General features: G+C 73.5%; 17 protein-coding genes. 9 read left to right on the plus strand and 8 right to left on the minus strand.

Going from position 1 to position 17,721, the window contains the following annotated elements; translation table 11 throughout:
- The first annotated feature begins 4 nt into the window (after nt 1–4).
- Complete coding sequence (locus FU792_RS05545) at nt 5–649, plus strand: maleylpyruvate isomerase family mycothiol-dependent enzyme (protein WP_022924724.1); 645 nt, start codon at nt 5–7, stop codon at nt 647–649.
- Nucleotides 636–1,304: a VOC family protein gene (locus FU792_RS05550; protein WP_022924723.1), complete on the plus strand. Its 669-nt coding sequence runs from the start codon at nt 636–638 to the stop codon at nt 1,302–1,304. The genes FU792_RS05545 and FU792_RS05550 overlap by 14 nt, the downstream gene beginning before the upstream one ends.
- 8 nt (nt 1,305–1,312) lie before the next feature.
- Here FU792_RS05550 and FU792_RS05555 read toward each other — a convergent pair whose 3' ends face one another.
- From FU792_RS05555 to FU792_RS05565, 3 genes are read right to left on the minus strand one after another with little or no spacing between them, the layout of a single operon-like run.
- Entirely contained in the window at nt 1,313–2,146 is an 834-nt protein-coding gene (locus tag FU792_RS05555) for a carbohydrate ABC transporter permease (RefSeq protein WP_022924722.1), read from the minus strand.
- Nucleotide 2,147: 1 nt separating this feature from the next.
- Entirely contained in the window at nt 2,148–3,056 is a 909-nt protein-coding gene (locus FU792_RS05560) for a carbohydrate ABC transporter permease (RefSeq protein WP_022924721.1), read from the minus strand.
- Nucleotides 3,056–4,363 (minus strand): ABC transporter substrate-binding protein, encoded by a 1,308-nt coding sequence (locus tag FU792_RS05565; RefSeq protein WP_022924720.1) that lies wholly within the window; start codon nt 4,361–4,363, stop codon nt 3,056–3,058. The genes FU792_RS05560 and FU792_RS05565 overlap by 1 nt, the downstream gene beginning before the upstream one ends.
- Before the next feature lie 181 nt (nt 4,364–4,544).
- Here FU792_RS05565 and FU792_RS05570 point away from each other — a divergent pair, with 181 nt between their 5' ends.
- The 3 genes from FU792_RS05570 to FU792_RS05580 are packed head-to-tail and all read left to right on the plus strand — an operon-like array spanning nt 4,545 to nt 8,392.
- Nucleotides 4,545–5,393 (plus strand): L,D-transpeptidase family protein, encoded by an 849-nt coding sequence (locus FU792_RS05570; RefSeq protein WP_084485131.1) that lies wholly within the window; start codon nt 4,545–4,547, stop codon nt 5,391–5,393.
- Between the two features lie 10 nt (nt 5,394–5,403).
- Nucleotides 5,404–6,117 carry a TMEM164-related integral membrane acyltransferase gene (locus FU792_RS05575; protein ID WP_022924718.1) on the plus strand — a complete coding sequence of 238 codons (714 nt, stop codon included), beginning with the start codon at nt 5,404–5,406 and terminating at the stop codon, nt 6,115–6,117.
- 52 nt (nt 6,118–6,169) lie between these two features.
- Nucleotides 6,170–8,392 (plus strand): acyltransferase family protein, encoded by a 2,223-nt coding sequence (locus FU792_RS05580; RefSeq protein ID WP_052327803.1) that lies wholly within the window; start codon nt 6,170–6,172, stop codon nt 8,390–8,392.
- On the opposite strand, the gene FU792_RS05585 is transcribed toward FU792_RS05580, so the two are convergent.
- Nucleotides 8,383–9,561, minus strand: a complete 1,179-nt coding sequence (locus FU792_RS05585; protein WP_028130966.1) for an acyl-CoA dehydrogenase family protein — start codon at nt 9,559–9,561, stop codon at nt 8,383–8,385. The two genes, FU792_RS05580 and FU792_RS05585, sit on opposite strands and share 10 nt — an antisense overlap.
- A gap of 51 nt (nt 9,562–9,612) precedes the next feature.
- Between FU792_RS05585 and FU792_RS05590 the strand changes: the two genes are divergently transcribed.
- Complete coding sequence (locus tag FU792_RS05590) at nt 9,613–11,991, plus strand: xanthine dehydrogenase family protein molybdopterin-binding subunit (protein ID WP_028130965.1); 2,379 nt, start codon at nt 9,613–9,615, stop codon at nt 11,989–11,991.
- A 4-nt stretch (nt 11,992–11,995) separates the two neighbouring features.
- Here the strand turns inward: FU792_RS05590 and FU792_RS16675 are convergent, their stop codons facing one another.
- From FU792_RS16675 to FU792_RS05600, 3 genes are all read right to left on the minus strand, one after another.
- Nucleotides 11,996–12,715 carry a hypothetical protein gene (locus FU792_RS16675; protein WP_022924714.1) on the minus strand — a complete coding sequence of 240 codons (720 nt, stop codon included), beginning with the start codon at nt 12,713–12,715 and terminating at the stop codon, nt 11,996–11,998.
- Entirely contained in the window at nt 12,712–13,281 is a 570-nt protein-coding gene (locus FU792_RS16680) for a hypothetical protein (protein WP_157609198.1), read from the minus strand. Before FU792_RS16680 ends, FU792_RS16675 begins: the two co-directional genes overlap by 4 nt.
- A 172-nt stretch (nt 13,282–13,453) precedes the next feature.
- Nucleotides 13,454–14,398: an aldo/keto reductase gene (locus tag FU792_RS05600; protein ID WP_022924712.1), complete on the minus strand. Its 945-nt coding sequence runs from the start codon at nt 14,396–14,398 to the stop codon at nt 13,454–13,456.
- 126 nt (nt 14,399–14,524) lie between these two features.
- On the opposite strand from FU792_RS05600, the gene FU792_RS05605 reads away from it, so the two are divergent.
- From FU792_RS05605 to FU792_RS05615, 3 genes are read left to right on the plus strand one after another with little or no spacing between them, the layout of a single operon-like run.
- Nucleotides 14,525–15,400 (plus strand): oxygenase MpaB family protein, encoded by an 876-nt coding sequence (locus FU792_RS05605; RefSeq protein ID WP_022924711.1) that lies wholly within the window; start codon nt 14,525–14,527, stop codon nt 15,398–15,400.
- The gene (locus tag FU792_RS05610) at nt 15,397–15,957 is read left to right on the plus strand and encodes a 2'-5' RNA ligase family protein (RefSeq protein WP_052327802.1); all 561 of its coding nucleotides are present in this window, start codon (nt 15,397–15,399) and stop codon (nt 15,955–15,957) included. The genes FU792_RS05605 and FU792_RS05610 overlap by 4 nt, the downstream gene beginning before the upstream one ends.
- Nucleotides 15,954–17,441 (plus strand): cryptochrome/photolyase family protein, encoded by a 1,488-nt coding sequence (locus FU792_RS05615; protein WP_022924709.1) that lies wholly within the window; start codon nt 15,954–15,956, stop codon nt 17,439–17,441. The genes FU792_RS05610 and FU792_RS05615 overlap by 4 nt, the downstream gene beginning before the upstream one ends.
- A gap of 70 nt (nt 17,442–17,511) precedes the next feature.
- On the opposite strand, the gene FU792_RS05620 is transcribed toward FU792_RS05615, so the two are convergent.
- On the minus strand, nt 17,512–17,706 hold the full coding sequence (locus FU792_RS05620) for a hypothetical protein (protein ID WP_022924708.1): 195 nt from the start codon (nt 17,704–17,706) through the stop codon (nt 17,512–17,514).
- Nucleotides 17,707–17,721 lie beyond the last annotated feature (15 nt).

Raw genomic sequence — 17,721 nt, forward strand, 5'->3', positions numbered from 1 at the left:
GCGCATGACCATCATCGGGGGCACCGCGACCTGGGATCTCGTGCACGCCGAGCGACGTGCCCTGGTCGAGGACCTCGCCGCGCTCGAGGAGCCGCGGTGGGCGCACGCGTCCCTGTGCCCCGGGTGGACGGTCCACGACGTGGCGGCGCACCTGGTCGACAACGCCCGCACCACGACCCCGCGCCTGCTGCTGGCGATGGCGCGCGCCCGCTTCGACTTCGACGCCCAGAACGCCGCCGGCGTGGCCCGGGAGCGTGGTGCCACCCCGCAGGAGACCCTCGCCCGGCTCCGGGCCGTCGTCACCCGGACCTCCGGGCCGCCCGCCCCCCGGGCCAGCAGGCTGGTCGAGGAGGTGGTCCACGGCGAGGACATCCGGAGACCGCTGGACCTCGAGCACGGCTACGCCCAGCAGGCGGTCGAGCGTGCCCTGACCTACCAGCTCGCCACCGCCGTGGGCCTCGGTGGGGCGCGGGAGCGGGTGGCGGGGCTCACGGTACGCGCCACGGATGCCGGGATCGCCTCCGGCTCGGGACCGGTGGTGGAGGGGCCTGCCCTGGATCTGCTCCTCGTCGTCTCCGGCCGCGCCGCTCCCGGCGCGCTCCGCGGACCGGGGCTCACCGAGCTGGAGGCGCGCTGTGCGCCGGGCTGAGCGGGCGCAGGAGGCGCCCCTGGACCACCTGGTGCTCGCCGTGCCGGACCTGGAGCAGGCGGTCGAGGGGCTGCGCGAGCAGACGGGGGTGAGCGCCGCGGCCGGCGGGTCCCACCCCGGGATGGGCACCCGCAACGCCCTGGTCGCGCTGCGCGGCACGGGCGGGCCCGCCTACCTCGAGCTGCTCGCCCCCGACCCCGCCCAGGAGCCGGTGGCCCCGGAGGCCACGATGCTCGGCCTGGGACACCTGGTGGAGGACGGCACCTTCTCGCCCCGCCTGCACGCCTGGGCGGTCCGCCCCGGCGACCTCGACCGAACCCTTGCCCTGGCCCGGGACGCCGGGCTGGAGGTCGGCACGGCGACCCCTGCCTCGCGCCGGACACGGGGTGGGACCGAGCTGTCCTGGCGGCTGGCGGTCCCGCACCCGCTCGGCCTGGGCGGGGTGCAGCCCTTCCTCATCGACTGGGGCAGCAGCCACCCGACGGACGACGACCTGCCCGAGCTCGACCTCGTCGAGCTCACGCTCGGCCACCCGGACCCCGCCCGAACCCAGCAGGTGCTGGACGTCCTCGGGGCAGGAGGTGCGGTCGTGGGCGCCCCGCGGCCCACGCTCCGGGCCGTGGTGGCCGGGCCGGGCGGCCAGACCGTGCTGTGAGACGCGCCTCAGTCGCTGATGCCGGTCCGCTCGACACCCTGGACGATCCACCGCTGGAGCAGCAGGAACATCAGCAGCAGCGGCAGGATCGCGACGAGCGCGGCCATGAAGAGCGTGCTGATCTGCGAGGTCTGGGCGGTGAGGTAGGTCGACAGCGCGATCTGCACGGTCCACGAGTCGGGGGTGCGGCCGATGACCAGGGGCCAGAGGAAGGCGTTCCAGCTGCCGATGAAGGTGATGGTGCCGATCGCGGCGGCGAAGCCGCCGGAGTTGGGCACGACGACCCGCCAGAAGGTGCCCCACCAGGACAACCCGTCCAGCGCGGCGGCCTCCTCGATCTCTTTCGGGAAGGAGAGGAAGAACTGTCGGAAGAGGAAGGTCGCCAGTGCCTGGAAGAGCCCGGGGATGATGAGGCCGCGCAACGTCGAGATCCAGCCCAGGGAGGAGACGAGCACGAAGCTGGGGACGAAGGTGACGGCCGCCGGGATGAGCAGCGTCACGGTGATGAGCCAGAAGACGACCCCGGACCAGCGGTAGGGGATCCGGGCCAGGCCGTAGCCCGCCATCCCGGAGAGCACGAGGACGCCCACCGTCTGGCTCACGGCGATGACCGTGCTGTTGAGCAGCGCCCTCCCCATGGGCACCGTGCGGTTGTCGAAGACCGCGGCCAGGTTGTCCCACTCCCAGGTCGGCGGCAGCCAGTGCCACTGCGCGGAGGCCAGGTCGGCCTCGGTGCTGAAGGCGCCGCGCAGCAGGAGATAGAAGGGCAGCAGGAACAGCGCTGTCCCCAGGAGCAGCAGCACCCAGCGCAGGAGGGCATACCGGCGTCGTTCGTGCAGCACGTCAGTCCCTCCCGCCGAGCCGGAGCAGCCTGGTCTGCAGCAGCGCCACCACCGCGATCATGAGCGTGAGGATCACCGCACCGGCGCTGCCGTCGCCGAAGTTCTGGCCCGACCCGAGCGCGGTGTAGTAGAGGTAGACCAGCGGCGGCCGGGCGTAGGGCGGGTAGCTGCCGAAGCTGGACAGGATGTTGTAGAACTCGTCGAAGGCCTGGAAGGCGTTGATGAGCAGCAGGAGCAGGACCGCGGTGGACGCGGGGAGCAGCTGCGGCCAGGTGATGTGCCGGAAGACCTGCCAGCCCTCGGCGCCGTCGATGGCCGCCGCCTCGTAGAGCACCGTCGGGATCCGCTGCAGCGCCGCGAGGAAGAGGATCATGTAGAAGCCGACCTGCAGCCAGAGCCGGGCGGAGACGATGACCAGCCAGTACCACGGCGGGTCGGTGAGCGAGAGCCACGGGACGGGGTCCACGCCGATCAGCCCGAGTGCCGCGTTGGCGACGCCCGAGCGCATCCCGGAGAAGATCGACATCTTCCAGATCAGCGCGGCGACGACGTAGGAGCAGGCCACCGGGAGGAAGAAGACCGAGCGGAAGAAGGCCTGCATGACGCGGGTGCGGGCGACCAGGACAGCGGTGAGCAGGGACAGCGCGAAGGTCGTCGGGACGATGAAGGCGGCGAAGACGACGAAGGTCAGCAGCGAGTCCCGGAACGCCCTGTCGCCGAGCATGTCGCGGTAGTTGGCCAGCCCGACGAACTCGGTCGGCGTCACCGTGTTGTAGGCCTCGAAGAAGGAGAGGTAGACGCTCCACCCGATCGGGACGTAGATGAAGAGCACCAGCCCCGCGAAGAACGGGCCGACGAAGACCCAGAACCACAGGTTGACGTCATGGCGACCGCGAAGCCGCGCGAGCATCAGGCGGTGACCCGCTCCAGCTCGTCCTCCACGATCGGGACCAGCGCGTCCAGCTCCTCCTGCGGGTCCGCGCCGTCCCGGACGATGCGGCTCATCATGTCGCTCCAGGCGGTCGCGCTGCGCGGGGTCCACAGCAGCGGGGTCTGGGCGTGGCCGTACTCGGTGACGTAGCCGGCGGCGTCGGCCGCCGGACCGGACGCGAGCACGTCGGCCTCCGGGATCAGGCTGGTGCGCGAGGGCACGTGGAAGCCGTAGGCGGTGGCGAAGTCGAGCTGCTTGTCGGTCTGGTCGATCCACAGCCAGCGGACGAAGGCCCGGGCCGCCTCGACGTCGGTGGCCCGGGTGGACACGCAGGAGCCGTAGGCCCCCACCGGGACCGACGGTGACCCGCCCTCGAGAGCCGGCCAGGGGATGGCGCCGAAGTCGTCACCCAGCGCCTCGCTGATGGCGGGGAAGGTCCACAGCCCGGTCCACTGCATCGCGGCGCGCCCGGAGGTGAAGGCCCCGGCGTCGAACCAGTCCTGGGCCTCGCCCAGCAGCAGCGACTCGTCGGTCCACAGCGTGCGGAGCACCGACAGCGCCTCGGCGGCCCCCGCATCCTGGAAGCCCACCTCCTCGCCGTCGAGGTAGTCCAGCCCGGCGGCCCAGAGCATGGGGCCGCCGAGCAGGCCGGCGCCGCCGTCGTTGCCGAGGAAGAGTCCCTTGACGTCGCCGCGGCTGAGCTCGCGGGCGGCGGCCACGAGGTCGGGGATCTGCTGCGGCGGCTCGATCCCGGCCTCCTCCAGCAGGCTGCGGCGGTAGACGAGGACCTGCATGTCGAGGACCTGGGGGACCGCCCAGATCTTCCCGTCGTAGGTCATCCGCTCGATGAGCGAGGGGGTGAAGTCGTCCAGGGTGTCGCCGAAGAGGTCGGTGAGGTCGGCCACCTGCTCGCCCTTGATCATGTCGATCGTCGGTCCGTTGCCGTACTCGAAGACGTCCGGACCGGCGTCGGTGAGGAGCGAGGCCGCGGTCGACTGGTCGTAGTCGCCCGGCTTCCAGGAGACGGTGACGTCGGCGTCCGGGTAGTCCGCGGCATACCGCTCCACCGCCTCCTGGGTGCCGGCCTCGCCGTACTGGTGGTACCACTGCGCGATCGTGGGGCGGCCGCCCCCGCCGCCGGACTGGGCGGCATCCTCGCCGCTGCCGGTGCCGCGCCCGGTGTTGTCGCCGCAGGCGGCGAGAGAGGCGCCCAGCGCCCCGGCCCCGGTAAGGGCCAGCATCCGGCGGCGGGAGAGGCTCGGGGTCGAGCGTGCGGAACGGGCCATCGTGGTCCTCCTGGGGCGGCGTGTCCGGGGCGGCGTAGATGAGCAGCATATTCTGCCCGTCGCCGGTGTGACGGCAGTGGCGCGTGAGGTCACGATTGCGCAACGGCCGGTGTGTGCTGGCAACGTGGGGGGCGGGCCATCACGTCTACTGGGCGACGGACGACGACGAAGGGGATCTGGTATGCGGACGCGACGACTCGTGCTGCGCCCGCTGCGGCAGCGCCTGCTCACCGAGCCGCTCCCGCGGCGCGCGCTGGTCAAGGGCGGCGCCGGCCTCATGGCGGGGGCCGTGGTGGGCGGGCTGCAGGACGACGGGGGCATCTTCGCGCTGCCGCAGCCCGAACCAGAACCCGAGCCCGAACCGGAGCCGGTCGAGCCCGAGCCCGAGCAGGCGGAAACGGAGCCCGAGCCGGAGCCGGTGGAGCCCGAGCCTCCGGCCGTGCTGGCGCGCGGCAGCGGCGGCGAGGCCGTCTGGGCGCTGCAGGAGCAGCTCAACGCCACGGGGTACTGGTGCGGCGCGCCCGACGGCGGCTTCGGCCACCTCACCCAGCAGGCGGTGTGGGCCGCCCAGAAGGCGCACGGCCTGGTCCGGGACGCCGTGGTGGGACCCGGCACCCGTGCCGCCCTGGAGACCGGCTACCGGCCGGCGCCGGCCTACGGCGGGGACCACGTCGAGGTGCACCTGGCCAGCCAGCTGCTGCTCGTGGTCCGCGGCGGCGCGACCACCATGACCCTCAACACCTCCACCGGCAACGGCGAGCCCTACGAGTTCGAGGACGGCACCTACGACGCCCACACGCCACCGGGGGACTTCGCCGTCTGGCTGACGCACAGCAACGGCTGGCGGGACGGCGAGCTGGGCGAGATGTACCGGCCGATGTTCTACTCCGGCAACTACGCCGTCCACGGGTCGGAGTCGATCCCGCCCTACCCCGCCTCGCACGGCTGCGCGCGGGTCTCCGTCGCCGCCATGGAGATGATCTGGTCGCAGGGCCTCATGAGCATGGGCAGCCGGGTCGTCGTGGTCTGACCCCGCCCACGTGGAGGACTTCCTCGATCCGCACCCGCCGTGGATCGCCATCGGCGGTGCCGAGCACCTGCTCTACGTCCTCGGGCTGGTCGTCGTGGCGGGCACGCTACTCCTGGCCCGGCACCGGGTGCGCGAGCACGAGGCCGCGGTGCGCGCCGTCCTGGCCGTCGTGGTGGTGGTCCAGCAGGTCACGCTCTACGGCTTCTACCTGGTGACCGGCTGGGACCCGGCCGAGACGCTCCCGCTGCACATCTCGCGGGTGTCCGCGCTGCTGGGGCTGGCCTACCTGGTCACCGGCAGCCGGCGGGTGATGGACGTGCTCTTCTTCTTCGGGCTGTGGGCCTGGGCCAGCTTCGCCTATCCGCAGAACATCCAGCCCCCGACCAACATCCTCGGCTGGAGCTTCTTCGTCAACCACGTCGTGACGCTGCTCCTGCCGGTCCTCGCGTGGGTCACCACCGACTGGCGTCCGAGCCTGCGCGGGATGCGCCTGGCCCTCGGCTGGTTCACCGTCTACCTCGTCGTGGCGGTCGCGGCCAACGCCGCCTTCGACGGCAACTACTTCTACCAGCGGGAGCGCCCGCTGCTGCCCTGGCTCGGGCAGCCGTGGTACCTCCTCGCCTCGGTCGCCGCGACGGTCGCGCTGTTCTCGCTGGGGTATGCCGTGAGCCGCCTCGTCGCCCACCGTACCGACCGCCCGGCGCGCGTAGAATCGGTCCAATGAGCAGTCCGGGGGTCGTCATCTGCCCTCCCGATACCGACCCGACATCGAGGGGATGCGGGCGATCGCCGTCCTGCTCGTGCTGCTCTACCACGCGGGCGTGCCCTGGCTGCCCGGCGGCTACACCGGGGTGGACGTCTTCTTCGTCGTCTCCGGCTACGTCATCACCGGTCTGCTCCTGCGCGAGGCGACAGGGACCGGTCGCGTGGACCTGCCGCGGTTCTGGGCCCGCCGAGCGCGCCGGTTGCTGCCGGCCTCGATGCTCGTGCTGCTCACCACGGCCGCGCTGACGCTGCTCTGGGTGCCGCAGGTGCGCTGGCGCGAGATCGGCTGGGACGTCGTGACCTCCGGCCTCTACGTCGTCAACTGGCGGATGGCCGACCGGTCGGTCGACTACCTGGCCGAGGACTCGGTCGCCTCGCCGGTCCAGCACTACTGGTCGCTGGCGGTCGAGGAGCAGTTCTACGTCCTCTGGCCGCTGCTGGTGTTGCTGGCCCTCTGGCTCGCCCGCCGCCGGGGGCTCCCGGTGGTGCCCACGGTGGCGGCGCTCCTGGCGGTGCTCGTCGTGCTGCCCTCCTTCGCCTGGGCGGTGCACCTGAGCTCGGCCAGCCCGCCGGAGGCCTACTTCGTCACGACCACGCGGCTGTGGCAGCTGGGGCTGGGGGCGCTGGTGGCGCTCGGCGCGTCCTGGTGGCGGCGCGTCCCGGTCCCGGTGGCCACGGCGCTGGCCTGGCTGGGACCGGTCGCCGTCCTCGCTGGAGGCCTCCTGCTCGACGCCGGTTCCGCCTGGCCCGGCTGGCCGGCGCTCGTGCCGACCCTGGGGGCCGCGGCGATGCTCGTCGGGGGCGTGCGTGCGTCCGTGACCTTTGGCCCGGCCCGGATCTACGGCTGGTCGGGGTTGCAGTGGACGGGGGCGCTGTCCTACTCGCTCTACCTCTGGCACTGGCCGCTGCTGGTGCTGGCGCAGGCCCGGTTCGGTCCGCTGGACGTCTGGGCCGGGCTGGGGGTGGTCGTGCTCAGCGTCGTGCCCGCCCTGCTCGGTCACCTGTTCCTCGAGCAGCCGATCCGGTATGCCCGTGGCGCCCTGGCGGGTCCTCGCGGGGGCCTCGTCGTGGGACTCGCCTGCACCCTGCTCGCGGCCGGAGCCGGGGGCTACCTGGTCCGCGAGGTCGACCGTCAGGTGCGCGCCAACGAGGTCGCGGGCGCGTCGGCGCAGGGCGCCGGAGCGCTGCGGGAGCCCGGGACGCTGGCCCCCCGACCACCCCGCGCCGCGGGTGCCGCCGGGGGCAGCGAGTCCGGGGCGAGGATCGGCTCGAGCGGCGACGACAGCAGCGACGACGGCGGTGACCCCGCCACGTCGACCGCCGGCGCACCGGAGGCCTCGCCACGGCATACCGTCCCTGCCGGCACCGAGGGTGCCCCGTCACCGTCGTTGGACGACCTCGACCTGGGGGCGCAGGACGGGTCGATCACCCCGGACCCGCTGGAGGCGACGCGGGACGTGCCTGCGCTCTACGACGAGGGGTGCGACGCCGATACCGAGGAGGTCCTGCGCTGCACCTACGGCGACGCCGAGGGGGACCTGCACGTGGCCGTCGTCGGCGACTCGAAGATCGCCCAGTGGATGGGCGCCCTGGACCAGCTCGGTGAGGAGCGGGGGTGGCGCGTCGACGTCTTCTACCGCTCGGCCTGCCCCTGGAGCGCGACCCTCGTGCAGTTCGACGAGGAGGGTCGGGCCCGGGCCTGCCGTGACTGGGGCGACGAGGTCATGCAGGAGCTGCTGGCCCAGCCGCCGGACGTCGTGCTCACCTCCTCGGTGAAGTCGCAGGGCCTCGCTCCGGACGGCGAGCTGTCCGGGGAGGCGCTCGCCGACGGCATGGCGCAGCGGTGGAGCCGGCTCGGCGACGAGGGCGTGCCGGTGGTCGCGCTCGCCGACACCCCCCAGCCGGGTGGTTCCCAGGTCTACGCGTGCGTCGCGGAGCACCGGGAGGACCTCGAGCGGTGCCGGATCGACTACAACCGCGGCAGCGGCACCGGGCCGCTGCTGCGCGCCGTCGCCGAGGTCCCCACCTCCACCTTCGTCACGATGAACGACTGGGTCTGCCCCGGCCAGGACCGGTGCCCGCCGGTCGTCGGCGGGGTGCTGATCTACCGCCAGGGCAGCCACATCACCGACACGTATGCCCGGTCCCTCGCGCCGGTCCTGCAGGACCGGCTGCTCGTGGCCTTCGACCGGGTCGGTGTCGGCCGGTCGCGGGAGGTCGACCCTCAGCGGTAGGCCTGCTGCCCGGTGAGCGCCTGCCCGACGACCAGGGTGTGCATCTCCTCCGTGCCCTCGTAGGTGAGCACCGACTCCAGGTTGTTGGCGTGCCGCATGACCGGGTAGTCGCCGGAGATGCCGTTGGCGCCGAGGACCGTGCGGGCGGTGCGGCAGATCTCGAGGGCGGCCGTCACGTTGTTGAGCTTGCCGACGCTGACCTGCTCGGGCCGGAGGCCGACCGCGTCCTTGCGGCGGCCCAGGTGCAGCGCGAGCAGGGTGCCGGTGGCCCAGGACTGGTGCATCCGGGCGAGCTTGGCCTGGGTGAGCTGGAAGGCGCTGATCGGCCGCCCGAACTGCTCCCGCTCGCCGGCATACGTCAGCGCGGTCTCCAGCGCCGTCCGCGCGGCGCCCATGGCGCCCCAGACGATGCCGTAGCGCGCCTCGGAGAGGCAGGCCAGCGGCCCCTTGAGGCCGCGGACACCTGGCAGCAGCGCGCTGCCCGGGAGACGGACGTCCTCCAGGACGACCTGCCCGGTCACCGAGGCCCGCAGCGACATCTTGTGGCCGATCGTCGGGGTGCTCACCCCGGGGGTGTCGGTGGGCACCACGAAGCCCCGGACCCCCTCGTCCTCGGTCCGCGCCCAGACCACGGCGACGTCGGCGAGGGGGGCGTTGGTGATCCACGACTTCGCGCCGTGGAGCACCCAGTCGTCGCCGTCGCGGGTCGCCCGGGTGGTCATCGACCCCGGGTCCGAGCCGTGGTCGGGCTCGGTGAGGCCGAAGCAGCCGATGGTCTCCCCGCCGGCCATGGACGGCAGCCAGGCCTGCTTCTGCTCCTCGCTGCCGAAGGAGTGGATCGCCTGCATGGCCAGCGAGCCCTGCACCGACACCAGCGACCGGACGCCGGAGTCGGCCGCCTCCAGCTCGGTGCAGGCCAGGCCGTAGTCGACCGCGCTCATGCCGGCGCAGCCGTAGCCCTCGAGGTGCATGCCCAGCAGGCCGAGCCGGCCGAACTCCCGCGCCAGCCCGCGCACCTGGTCGTGCGCCAGGTCGCCGTGCTCGTACCACCCCGCGACGTGCGGGAGCACGTGCTCCTCGCAGGCCCGGCGGACGGAGTCGCGGACGGCGCGCTCGTCGTCGGTGAGCAGCGCGTCCAGGTCGAGCAGGTCGAGGGTGGCGGGAGGCATACCCCCATCATGCCGGTCGCCGACCCCTGGCCGGCGAGGCAGGATGGGCCCATGACGACACCCACGCGCGGGACCTCCATCCTCGGCACCGAGGTGCGCCGGGTCGAGGACCCCGAGCTGCTGCGCGGGCGAGGAACCTTCGTCGGCGACACCGACCTCGACGACCCCGAGGTGCTGCACGCGGTCTTCGTGCGCAGCCCGGTGGCGCACGCGCTGGTCCGCGGCGTCGACACCGCGGCCGCGGCGCAGGCACCGGGTGTGGTCGGGGTGTTCACCGCGGCCGAGCTCGGCGAGGAGCCGGTGCCGCCCTTCGCCCAGATCCACGACCGGGTGCCGCGCACCGCCCTGGCGACCGACCGGGTGCGCTTCGTCGGCGACCCGGTCGCGCTGGTCGTCGCGACCGGGCGCGCTGCCGCGGTCGACGCCGGCGACCTCGTGGACGTGGACTACGAGGACCTGCCCGTGGTGGTCGACATGGAGGCCGCGCTGGAGCCGGACGCACCCACGCAGTTCCCCGAGCTGGGGAGCAATGTCGTCCTCGCGGTCAAGGACCCCGAGGGTGAGCCGGACGTGCTCGCGGGCGCGCACCGGGTCGCGCGGCTGCGCCTGGAGAACAACCGCATGGCGACCAGCCCGATCGAGGGGCACGGCATCCTCGCGCGCCCGACCCTGAGCGACGGTGAGGTCACCGGACTCGACGTCACCCTCGCCACCCAGCACCCGCACCTCGCGAAGAAGCTCCTGGTCCGCTGGACCGGGCTGCCCGCCGACGCGGTGCGAGTGCGGGCCCCGCACGTGGGCGGTGCCTTCGGCGGCAAGGCCGGGATCGCGCCGGAGCACGCGGCCGTGGTGCGGGCGGCGTGCTTGCTCGGCCGCCCGGTCCGGTGGGTGGAGACGCGCAGCGAGACGATGCTGTCGATGACGAGCCGGGGGCAGGTGCAGTACGTCGAGGTCGGGCTCGACGACGAGGGTCGCATCACCGGGATGCGGGCGCGGCTGGTGGGTGACTGCGGGGCGTACGCCGGTTTCGGCGGGTCCTTCGCCAGCGGCTCGACCCGGACCATGTCCGAGGGCTCCTACCAGATCCCGCGGCTGCGCTACGACGCGCTGTCGGTCATGACCAACACCGCACCCACCGGCGCCTTCCGTGGGGCGGGCCGGCCCGAGGCGGCGGCGATGCTGGAGCGGGCGATGGACCACGCGGCCCGGACGGTCGGCCTGCTCCCCGAGGAGTTCCGGCGCCGCAACGTCCTCGCCCCGGAGGACCTCCCGCACCGGACGAAGTTCGGCGCGCACTACGACACCGGCGACTACGCCACGACGCTGCAGGCGGCGCTGGACGCGGCCGGGGTGGACGAGCTGCGCGCCGAGCAGGAGCGGCGGCGGGAGCGGGGCGACGCGTGGCAGCTCGGCATCGGCATCGCGAGCTACGTCGAGATCACCGGCTTCGGCGGCTCGGAGTACGCTGGGATCCGGGTCGGTGCGGACGGCTCGGTCGTCGTCATGGCCGGGACGTCGGCCCACGGGCAGGGGCACGCGACCGCCTTCTCGATGCTCGTCGCCGACGCCCTCGACCTCCCGCTGGAGCGGGTGTCCTACGTGCAGTCCGACACCGCGCAGGTCCGCAGCGGTGGCGGCACCGGCGGGGCGCGGTCGGTGCAGCTCGGCGGCAGCGCGGTGCTGGAGGCCGCGCAGGAGCTGCGTGAGCAGGCGATCGCCACGGCGGCCGACCTGCTGGAGACGACGGCGGCGGACGTCGAGCTGGTGGACGGCCGGTTCGCGGTCCGGGGCGTCCCCGGTGCGGGAGTGACCTGGGAGGAGGTCGCCCGCCGGGCGCACGAGGAGGGGGACGAGCTGCAGGTGGATCACGACTTCTCGCAGGACGGGTCGACCTTCCCGTTCGGCACCCACGTGAGCGTGGTCGAGGTCGATGTCGAGACGGGGGCGGTGCGGCTGCTCCGGCACGTGGCCGTCGACGACTGCGGGACCGTGGTCAACCCGCTGCTCGTGCGCGGGCAGCAGCACGGCGGGTGCGTGCAGGGCATCTCGCAGGCGCTCTGGGAGGAGTTCCGCTACGACGAGCACGGCAACCCGGTGACCGCCACCTTCGCCGACTACACGCTGCCCACCGCGGGCGACCTGGTCCAGCTGGAGACCAGCCTCACGACGACCCCGACGGACCGGAACCCGTTGGGCGCGAAGGGGATCGGGGAGGCGGCGACGGTCGGCTCGACACCGGCGGTGCAGAACGCCGTCGTCGACGCCGTCGCGCACCTCGGGGTGCGGCACGTCGACCTACCCTGCACGCCGGAACGGGTGCTGGGGGCCGTCCGCGAGGCGGGGCGGGGCGAGCACGACCCGTGGCGCGAGCCGGCGGCGATCTTCGAGGACCTGCCCGACCTGGAGTCCGTGGACGACGTCGAGGTGTGAGGGTTCAGACCCCGCTGGGGTCGTGCGTCCGGCCGCCGTCCGCGCCCTCGACCGGTGGCTGCTCGAACCCGCGGGTGGGCGGTTCCGGCGAGACCACCGGTGGCTCGACGGGGCCGACCGAGGGCGGGTCCTCCGGGATGACGCCCACGCGCGGGTCCAGAGCGCCGGTGAGCGGGGTGTCCCACAGCGGTGCGCCGTCGGCCGGGCCGGCCCAGGCGGCGGCGAGGGAGTCGGCGTCCGCGGCGGTGACCTCCAGGGCGCGGCTGCGCTCGGCGATCTCGAGCCGTGCCTGCTCGACGATCTCCTGGGCGCGTCCGTGCTCCCGCTCGATCTGCTCCACGTCGTCCTCGTCGAGCACCTCGAGCTCCACCTGCCCGTCGAGCCGGCGCACCGAGGCGGCCACCGTGCTCACCCGGGAGAAGGACGCGTCGAGGTCGCGCTGGGTCGAGGCGGTGAGGTCGTGCAGGGCGTGCAGCTGCGTCAGGACGGCCTGCGCCATGCCCTGCACGAGCTCCAGGCCCTGGGTGACCCGCGGCGCGTAGGCGAGGTAGGAGTCGGCACGGTTGCCCTCCCAGGCGGACGCCACGCGGGTGGTGACGTCGGAGCTGTCGGCCCCGGCGTTGCCCCCGGCGTCCCGCATCGCGGCCCACGCGTCGATGGCCTCCTGCAGGCAGGACACCTGGGCCCGCAGGTGCCAGACGTCGGCCTTGGTGAGCGTGATCATGCGGAGGCTCCGGGGCTGTCGCCGTCCAGGCTGGGGCCGCGCTGGTGAGGTTCGGCCTGCGGCAGGTCGGGGCTGTCGGTGTCGAGGGCCGGTCCGCGCTCGTGCGGAGCGGCCTGGGGCAGCTCGCCCCGGTCGACGTCCAGGGCCGGGCCCTGCTCGTGCGGAGCGGCCTGGGGCAGCTCGCCCCGGTCGACGTCCAGGGCCGGGCCCTGCTCGTGCGGAGCCGCCTGGGGCAGCTCGCCCCGGTCGACGTCCAGCCGTTGTCCCGGGCCGTGCGGCTCGGCGCGACCCAGCACGGGCCGGCCGTCCTCGCCCACCCCACGCGGGGGGAGCCCACGCGGCGACGGCGAGGTCTCCAGGTCGGTCGCCGCCTGCTCCAGGTGGCCACCGTCGTGCATCACGGTGCGCTGCAGGTGACCGGCTGCGGCGTCGACCGCCTGCATCACCCGGTCGTAGGCAGCGGCGACCTGGGTGTCCTGCGAGGGGAGGCCGAGCCCGGAGGTCGGCAGCCCACCCCCGCGGACCAGGGAGCTGCGTCCCGTCTGCAGCGTCTGCGAGATGGTCACGAGGTCGCGCCCGCACCGCCTCAGCTCGGCTGGCTCTCCGCCGACCATCCTGATCTCCCCTTCGCCGTGTCCCGCCCCGGTCCCCGCCAGCATAACGACCAGCGACAGCGGGGGCCAGGATCCCCGGGACGCCGCGACGACGAGGCAGCGGCGTCCCGCGCCAGCACCCCGATCAGAAGCTCGACGAAGCCTCGTCGAGCTGGCGCACGTCCGCCTCGGTCAGCTGGAGCGAGGTCGCTGCCAGCAGCGGCTCCAGCTGCTCGGGGCGGGAGGCGGAGGCGATCGGGGCGGTGACGCCCTTCGCCAGCACCCACCCGAGGGCGACGGTCGCGGGCTGCACGTCGTGCCGCTGCGCCACCTCGACGAGCACGTCCACCACCGCCAGGCCGCCGGCGTCGGCATACCGCCGGGCGGCGCCGCCACGGGCGTTGCCGTCGAAGTCCTCCTCGGTGCGGTACTTCCCGGTGAGGAAGCCCGAGGCGAGCGCGGGGTAGCTGAAGACGGCCAGCCCGAACTCCGCGACCAGCGGGGCGAGGTCGCGCTCGTAGTCGGCGCGGGAGACCAGGCTGTAGCGCGGCTGGATCGCGGTCGGGACGCTCGCCCCCTGCTCGGCGGCGGTCTCGAGGAAGGCGCGCAGCCGGTCGGGGGCGTAGTTGGACAGGCCGATCGTGCGGGCCCGGCCGCTGCGCACCACCTCGTCGAAGGTGGCGACCTGCTCGGCGATGTCGACCGAGTCGTCGTCGGTGTGCGCGTAGTAGAGGTCCACGTGGTCGGTCTCCAGCCGGTCCAACGACTCGTCCAGGGCGGTCATCACGGTGTCGCGAGCCAGTCCCTGGCGGCCGGGCTTCTTGCCCACCTTGGTCGCGACGAGCACCTCGTCGCGGTTGCCGCGCTCGGCCATCCAGCGGCCGATGATGCGCTCGGACTCGCCGCCCTCGTGGCCCTCGGCCCACGCGGAGTACATGTCGGCGGTGTCGACGAAGGACCCGCCTGCGGCGAGGAAGGCGTCGAGCACGGCGAAGCTGGCCTCGGCGTCGGCGGTCCAGCCGAACGGGTTGCCCCCCAGGTTGACGGGGAGGAACGTGCGGTCGGTGCCGGGAAAGGTGGGGTGAGACATGCGCCGACCGTACCTGCCGCTCCCGGTCGCCGCCGGTCTGGCGTGGCGGCACCGGTCCCCGCGTGCGACAGTAGGGACTGTCGACGCTTTGTCCAGCGTCTGTCCCAGGCATACACGAGGAGCACGATGACTCTCGCTCGGCTGCAGACTGCGCTCGGGAGCGCGCTGCGCGCCCGTGTCGCCGGGGACGACGCGAGCGAGCGCGCCGCGCGCATCTGGGACACGCCGGGGGATCGCTGGTTCACCGAGCAGGACCCGGTCTGGCGGGTGCACGCGGACGCCGCGATGTTTCCCGGCGGCGTGGCGGCGCTGCTCCTGCAGATGCTCCACCCCATGGCCATGGCAGGGGTCGCGGGCCACTCCGGCTACAAGGGTGACCCCTGGGGAAGGCTGCAGCGGACGAGTACCTACCTCGCGGCCACCACCTTCGGCACCGTCGAGCACGCGATGGACACGATCGGTCACGTCCGCGCGATCCACGAGCGGGTGCGGGGCAAGGACGCCTTCGGGCGTCCCTACCGCGCCTCGGACCCGCACCTGCTGCGGTGGGTGCACGTCGCGGAGGCATGGTCCTTCCTGCACGCCTACCAGGCCTTCGCGCGCACCCCGCTCAGCACGTCCGAGGCAGACACCTACGTCGCGCAGGCCGGGGTCTCCGCCGGGCACCTCGGCGTGGTCGACCCGCCGCGGACGGTGCGGGAGCTGGAGGGTGAGTTGACGGCATACCGCGCCGAGCTCGAGGCCACCGAGCAGGCCCGGGAGGCGGCCCGCTTCCTGCTCGTGGAGCCGCCGCTGCCGCTGGCGTCGAGGCCCGGCTACTGGGCGATCGCCGCCGGGGGAGTCGCGTTGCTGCCGAGGTATGCGCGGGCCGAGCTCGGGCTGCCCGCGTCGCCGACGCTCTCGCGCGGGGTGCTGCGTCCGCTCGGCCGGGCCAGCACCTCGACGGTGCGGTGGGCGATGGCCGGGGTGGGCCGCGACCGGGCGCAGGAGCGGGCTGCGTGAGCCGGCAGCACGCCCTGGAGCTGGTGCTCTCACCGGAGGACGACGCGCGGGTCCGCGGACGCTGGCAGGCCCTCGAGGAGGGCGGGATCGCGTCGCTCGCGCGGCACCAAGGACGCACCCACCGCCCGCACCTCACCGTCGCCACGTCGCAGGTCGCGCCGGACGCGGACGTGCTGCGCGTCGCGCAGGACCTCTGGGCGCCGCTGCTGCCGCTGCCGTTGCGGGTCGACGGCCTCGTCCTGCTCGGCGGACGACGGGTGAGCGTCGCCGACCTCGTGGCCGCCCCGTTCGAGGCCCGCGTCGCCCAGGCCCGGGTGACCCACGCGTGGTCGGGTGCGGACGAGCGGCCGTGGATCCCGCACGTCACCCTGGCCACCCGGTTGAGCCTGGCCCGGGCGGGCGAGGCGCTGGAGCTGCTCGCGACGGCGGCCGGCCCGGAATCCCGGACCGAGACGCACGACGGCGCCGTCGCGCGCACGACGCTCACGGTGCAGGGCCTGCGCTGGTGGGACCCGGACCACGAGGTGGTCGCGCCGGTGGCGGGGGTCGCGGCGTGAGCGGCTCGACGCAGGTCCGGCTCGTCTACCCGCACCAGCTGCACGCGGAGCAGCTGCGGGTGCCGGAGGGGACGGTGCTCGTGGTGGTGGAGGACGACCTGCTCTACCGGCAGTACCCCTTCCATGCGCACAAGCTCGTGCTGCACCGCGCGGCCACCCGCCGTTTCGTCGACCGTGCCCGGGAGCAGTGGCTGGATGTCGAGGTCGTGGAGTCCTCCCCGGACCGGACCAGCGGCGAGGCCCTGGTGGAGCTCGTTGAACGGCTCTCGCCCGGGAGGGTGAGCGTGCTGGACGTCGCCGACGACTGGCTCGCGCGGCACTGCCGGGACCAGCTGCGCGAGGGTGGCTACGAGCTGCGCGCCGAGGACGTGCTCGACACCCCCGCCTTCCTCACCACCCGCGAGCAGATCCGTGAGCACTTCTCCACCGGCGGCGCGCGGATGCAGCACTTCTACGCCTGGCAGCGACGCCGGCTGGACGTGCTCATGGATGGTGACCAGCCGGTCGGGGGCCGGTGGTCCTACGACACCGAGAACCGCAAGAAGCTGCCCGCCGGACACCCCGTCCCGGACCCCGCGCTCGGGCCGGCGCGACGGCATACCCGCGTCACCGAGGCGATCGACTGGGTGAGCGAGCACTTCCCGGACGCCCCCGGGGACCCGGGGACCTTCTCCTGGGCGACGTCACCGGGCGAGGGGGACGCGGCGCTGCGCCGGTTCCTCGACGAGCGGTTCATGCAGTTCGGGCCCTACGAGGACGCGATCAGCGCCGAGCACCCGGTGATCTTCCACGCCGCGCTCACGCCAGCGCTGAACTGCGGGCTCATCGACCCCGACCAGGTGCTGGAGCGGGCGCTGGCCGCGGCGGACGAGCACGACGTGGAGCTGCCCAGCCTCGAGGGCTTCGTGCGTCAGATCATCGGCTGGCGGGAGTACATGCGGGCCACGTACCGGCTCTGGGGCCGCCGGATGCGCACGAGCAACGTCCTCGAGCACGGGCGGTCGTTGGACGAGTCGTGGTGGACCGGTGAGACGGGTCTCGAGCCGGTCGACCTCGTCATCCGACGGGTGCTGGAGCGGGGGTATGCCCACCACATCGAGCGGCTCATGGTGCTCGGCAACGCGCTGTGTCTGCTCAGGGTGCACCCGGACGAGGTCTTCCGGTGGTTCATGGCGCTCTTCGTCGACGCCTACGACTGGGTCATGGTCCCGAACGTGTATGCGATGAGCCAGTTCGCCGCGGGTGACGCCATCACCACCAAGCCCTACGTCTCGGGCAGCAACTACCTGCGGAAGATGTCGGACCTGCCGGCGGGGGACTGGCGGGAGGCGTGGGACGGGCTTTACTGGACGTTCGTCGAGGACCACCGCGAGGTCTTCGAGGCCAACAGCCGGGCGAACTTCGCGGTGCGCACCTGGGAGGGCATGGCCGAGGACAAGCAGCAGTCGCACCGCGACGCGGCGGCACCCTGGCTGGGTCGGTAGCTGGAGCCACCCGCACTTTTTGTCGGGCCAGCCGTGCGGCACGGAGGGGACTCGGCGGCGACCGCTCGACTCAGCTGTCGTCGTCGGCCAGGTGCGGTGGGAAGCCACCGGTCGCGATCGGTGACCACCGGGTGGGGGTGACCCTTAGCAGGGACTTGCCCTGGTCGCGCCTCGCCTGGCGGTACTCCTCCCAGCCGGTGTGCTCGCCGGAGATGCTGCGGAAGTAGTCGACCAGCGGCTCGAGGGCCTCCTCGCCGTCCAGCACCTCGCAGGTCGACGC

The sequence above is a fragment of the Serinicoccus marinus DSM 15273 genome, from assembly GCF_008386315.1.
GTDB lineage: Bacteria > Actinomycetota > Actinomycetes > Actinomycetales > Dermatophilaceae > Ornithinicoccus > Ornithinicoccus marinus.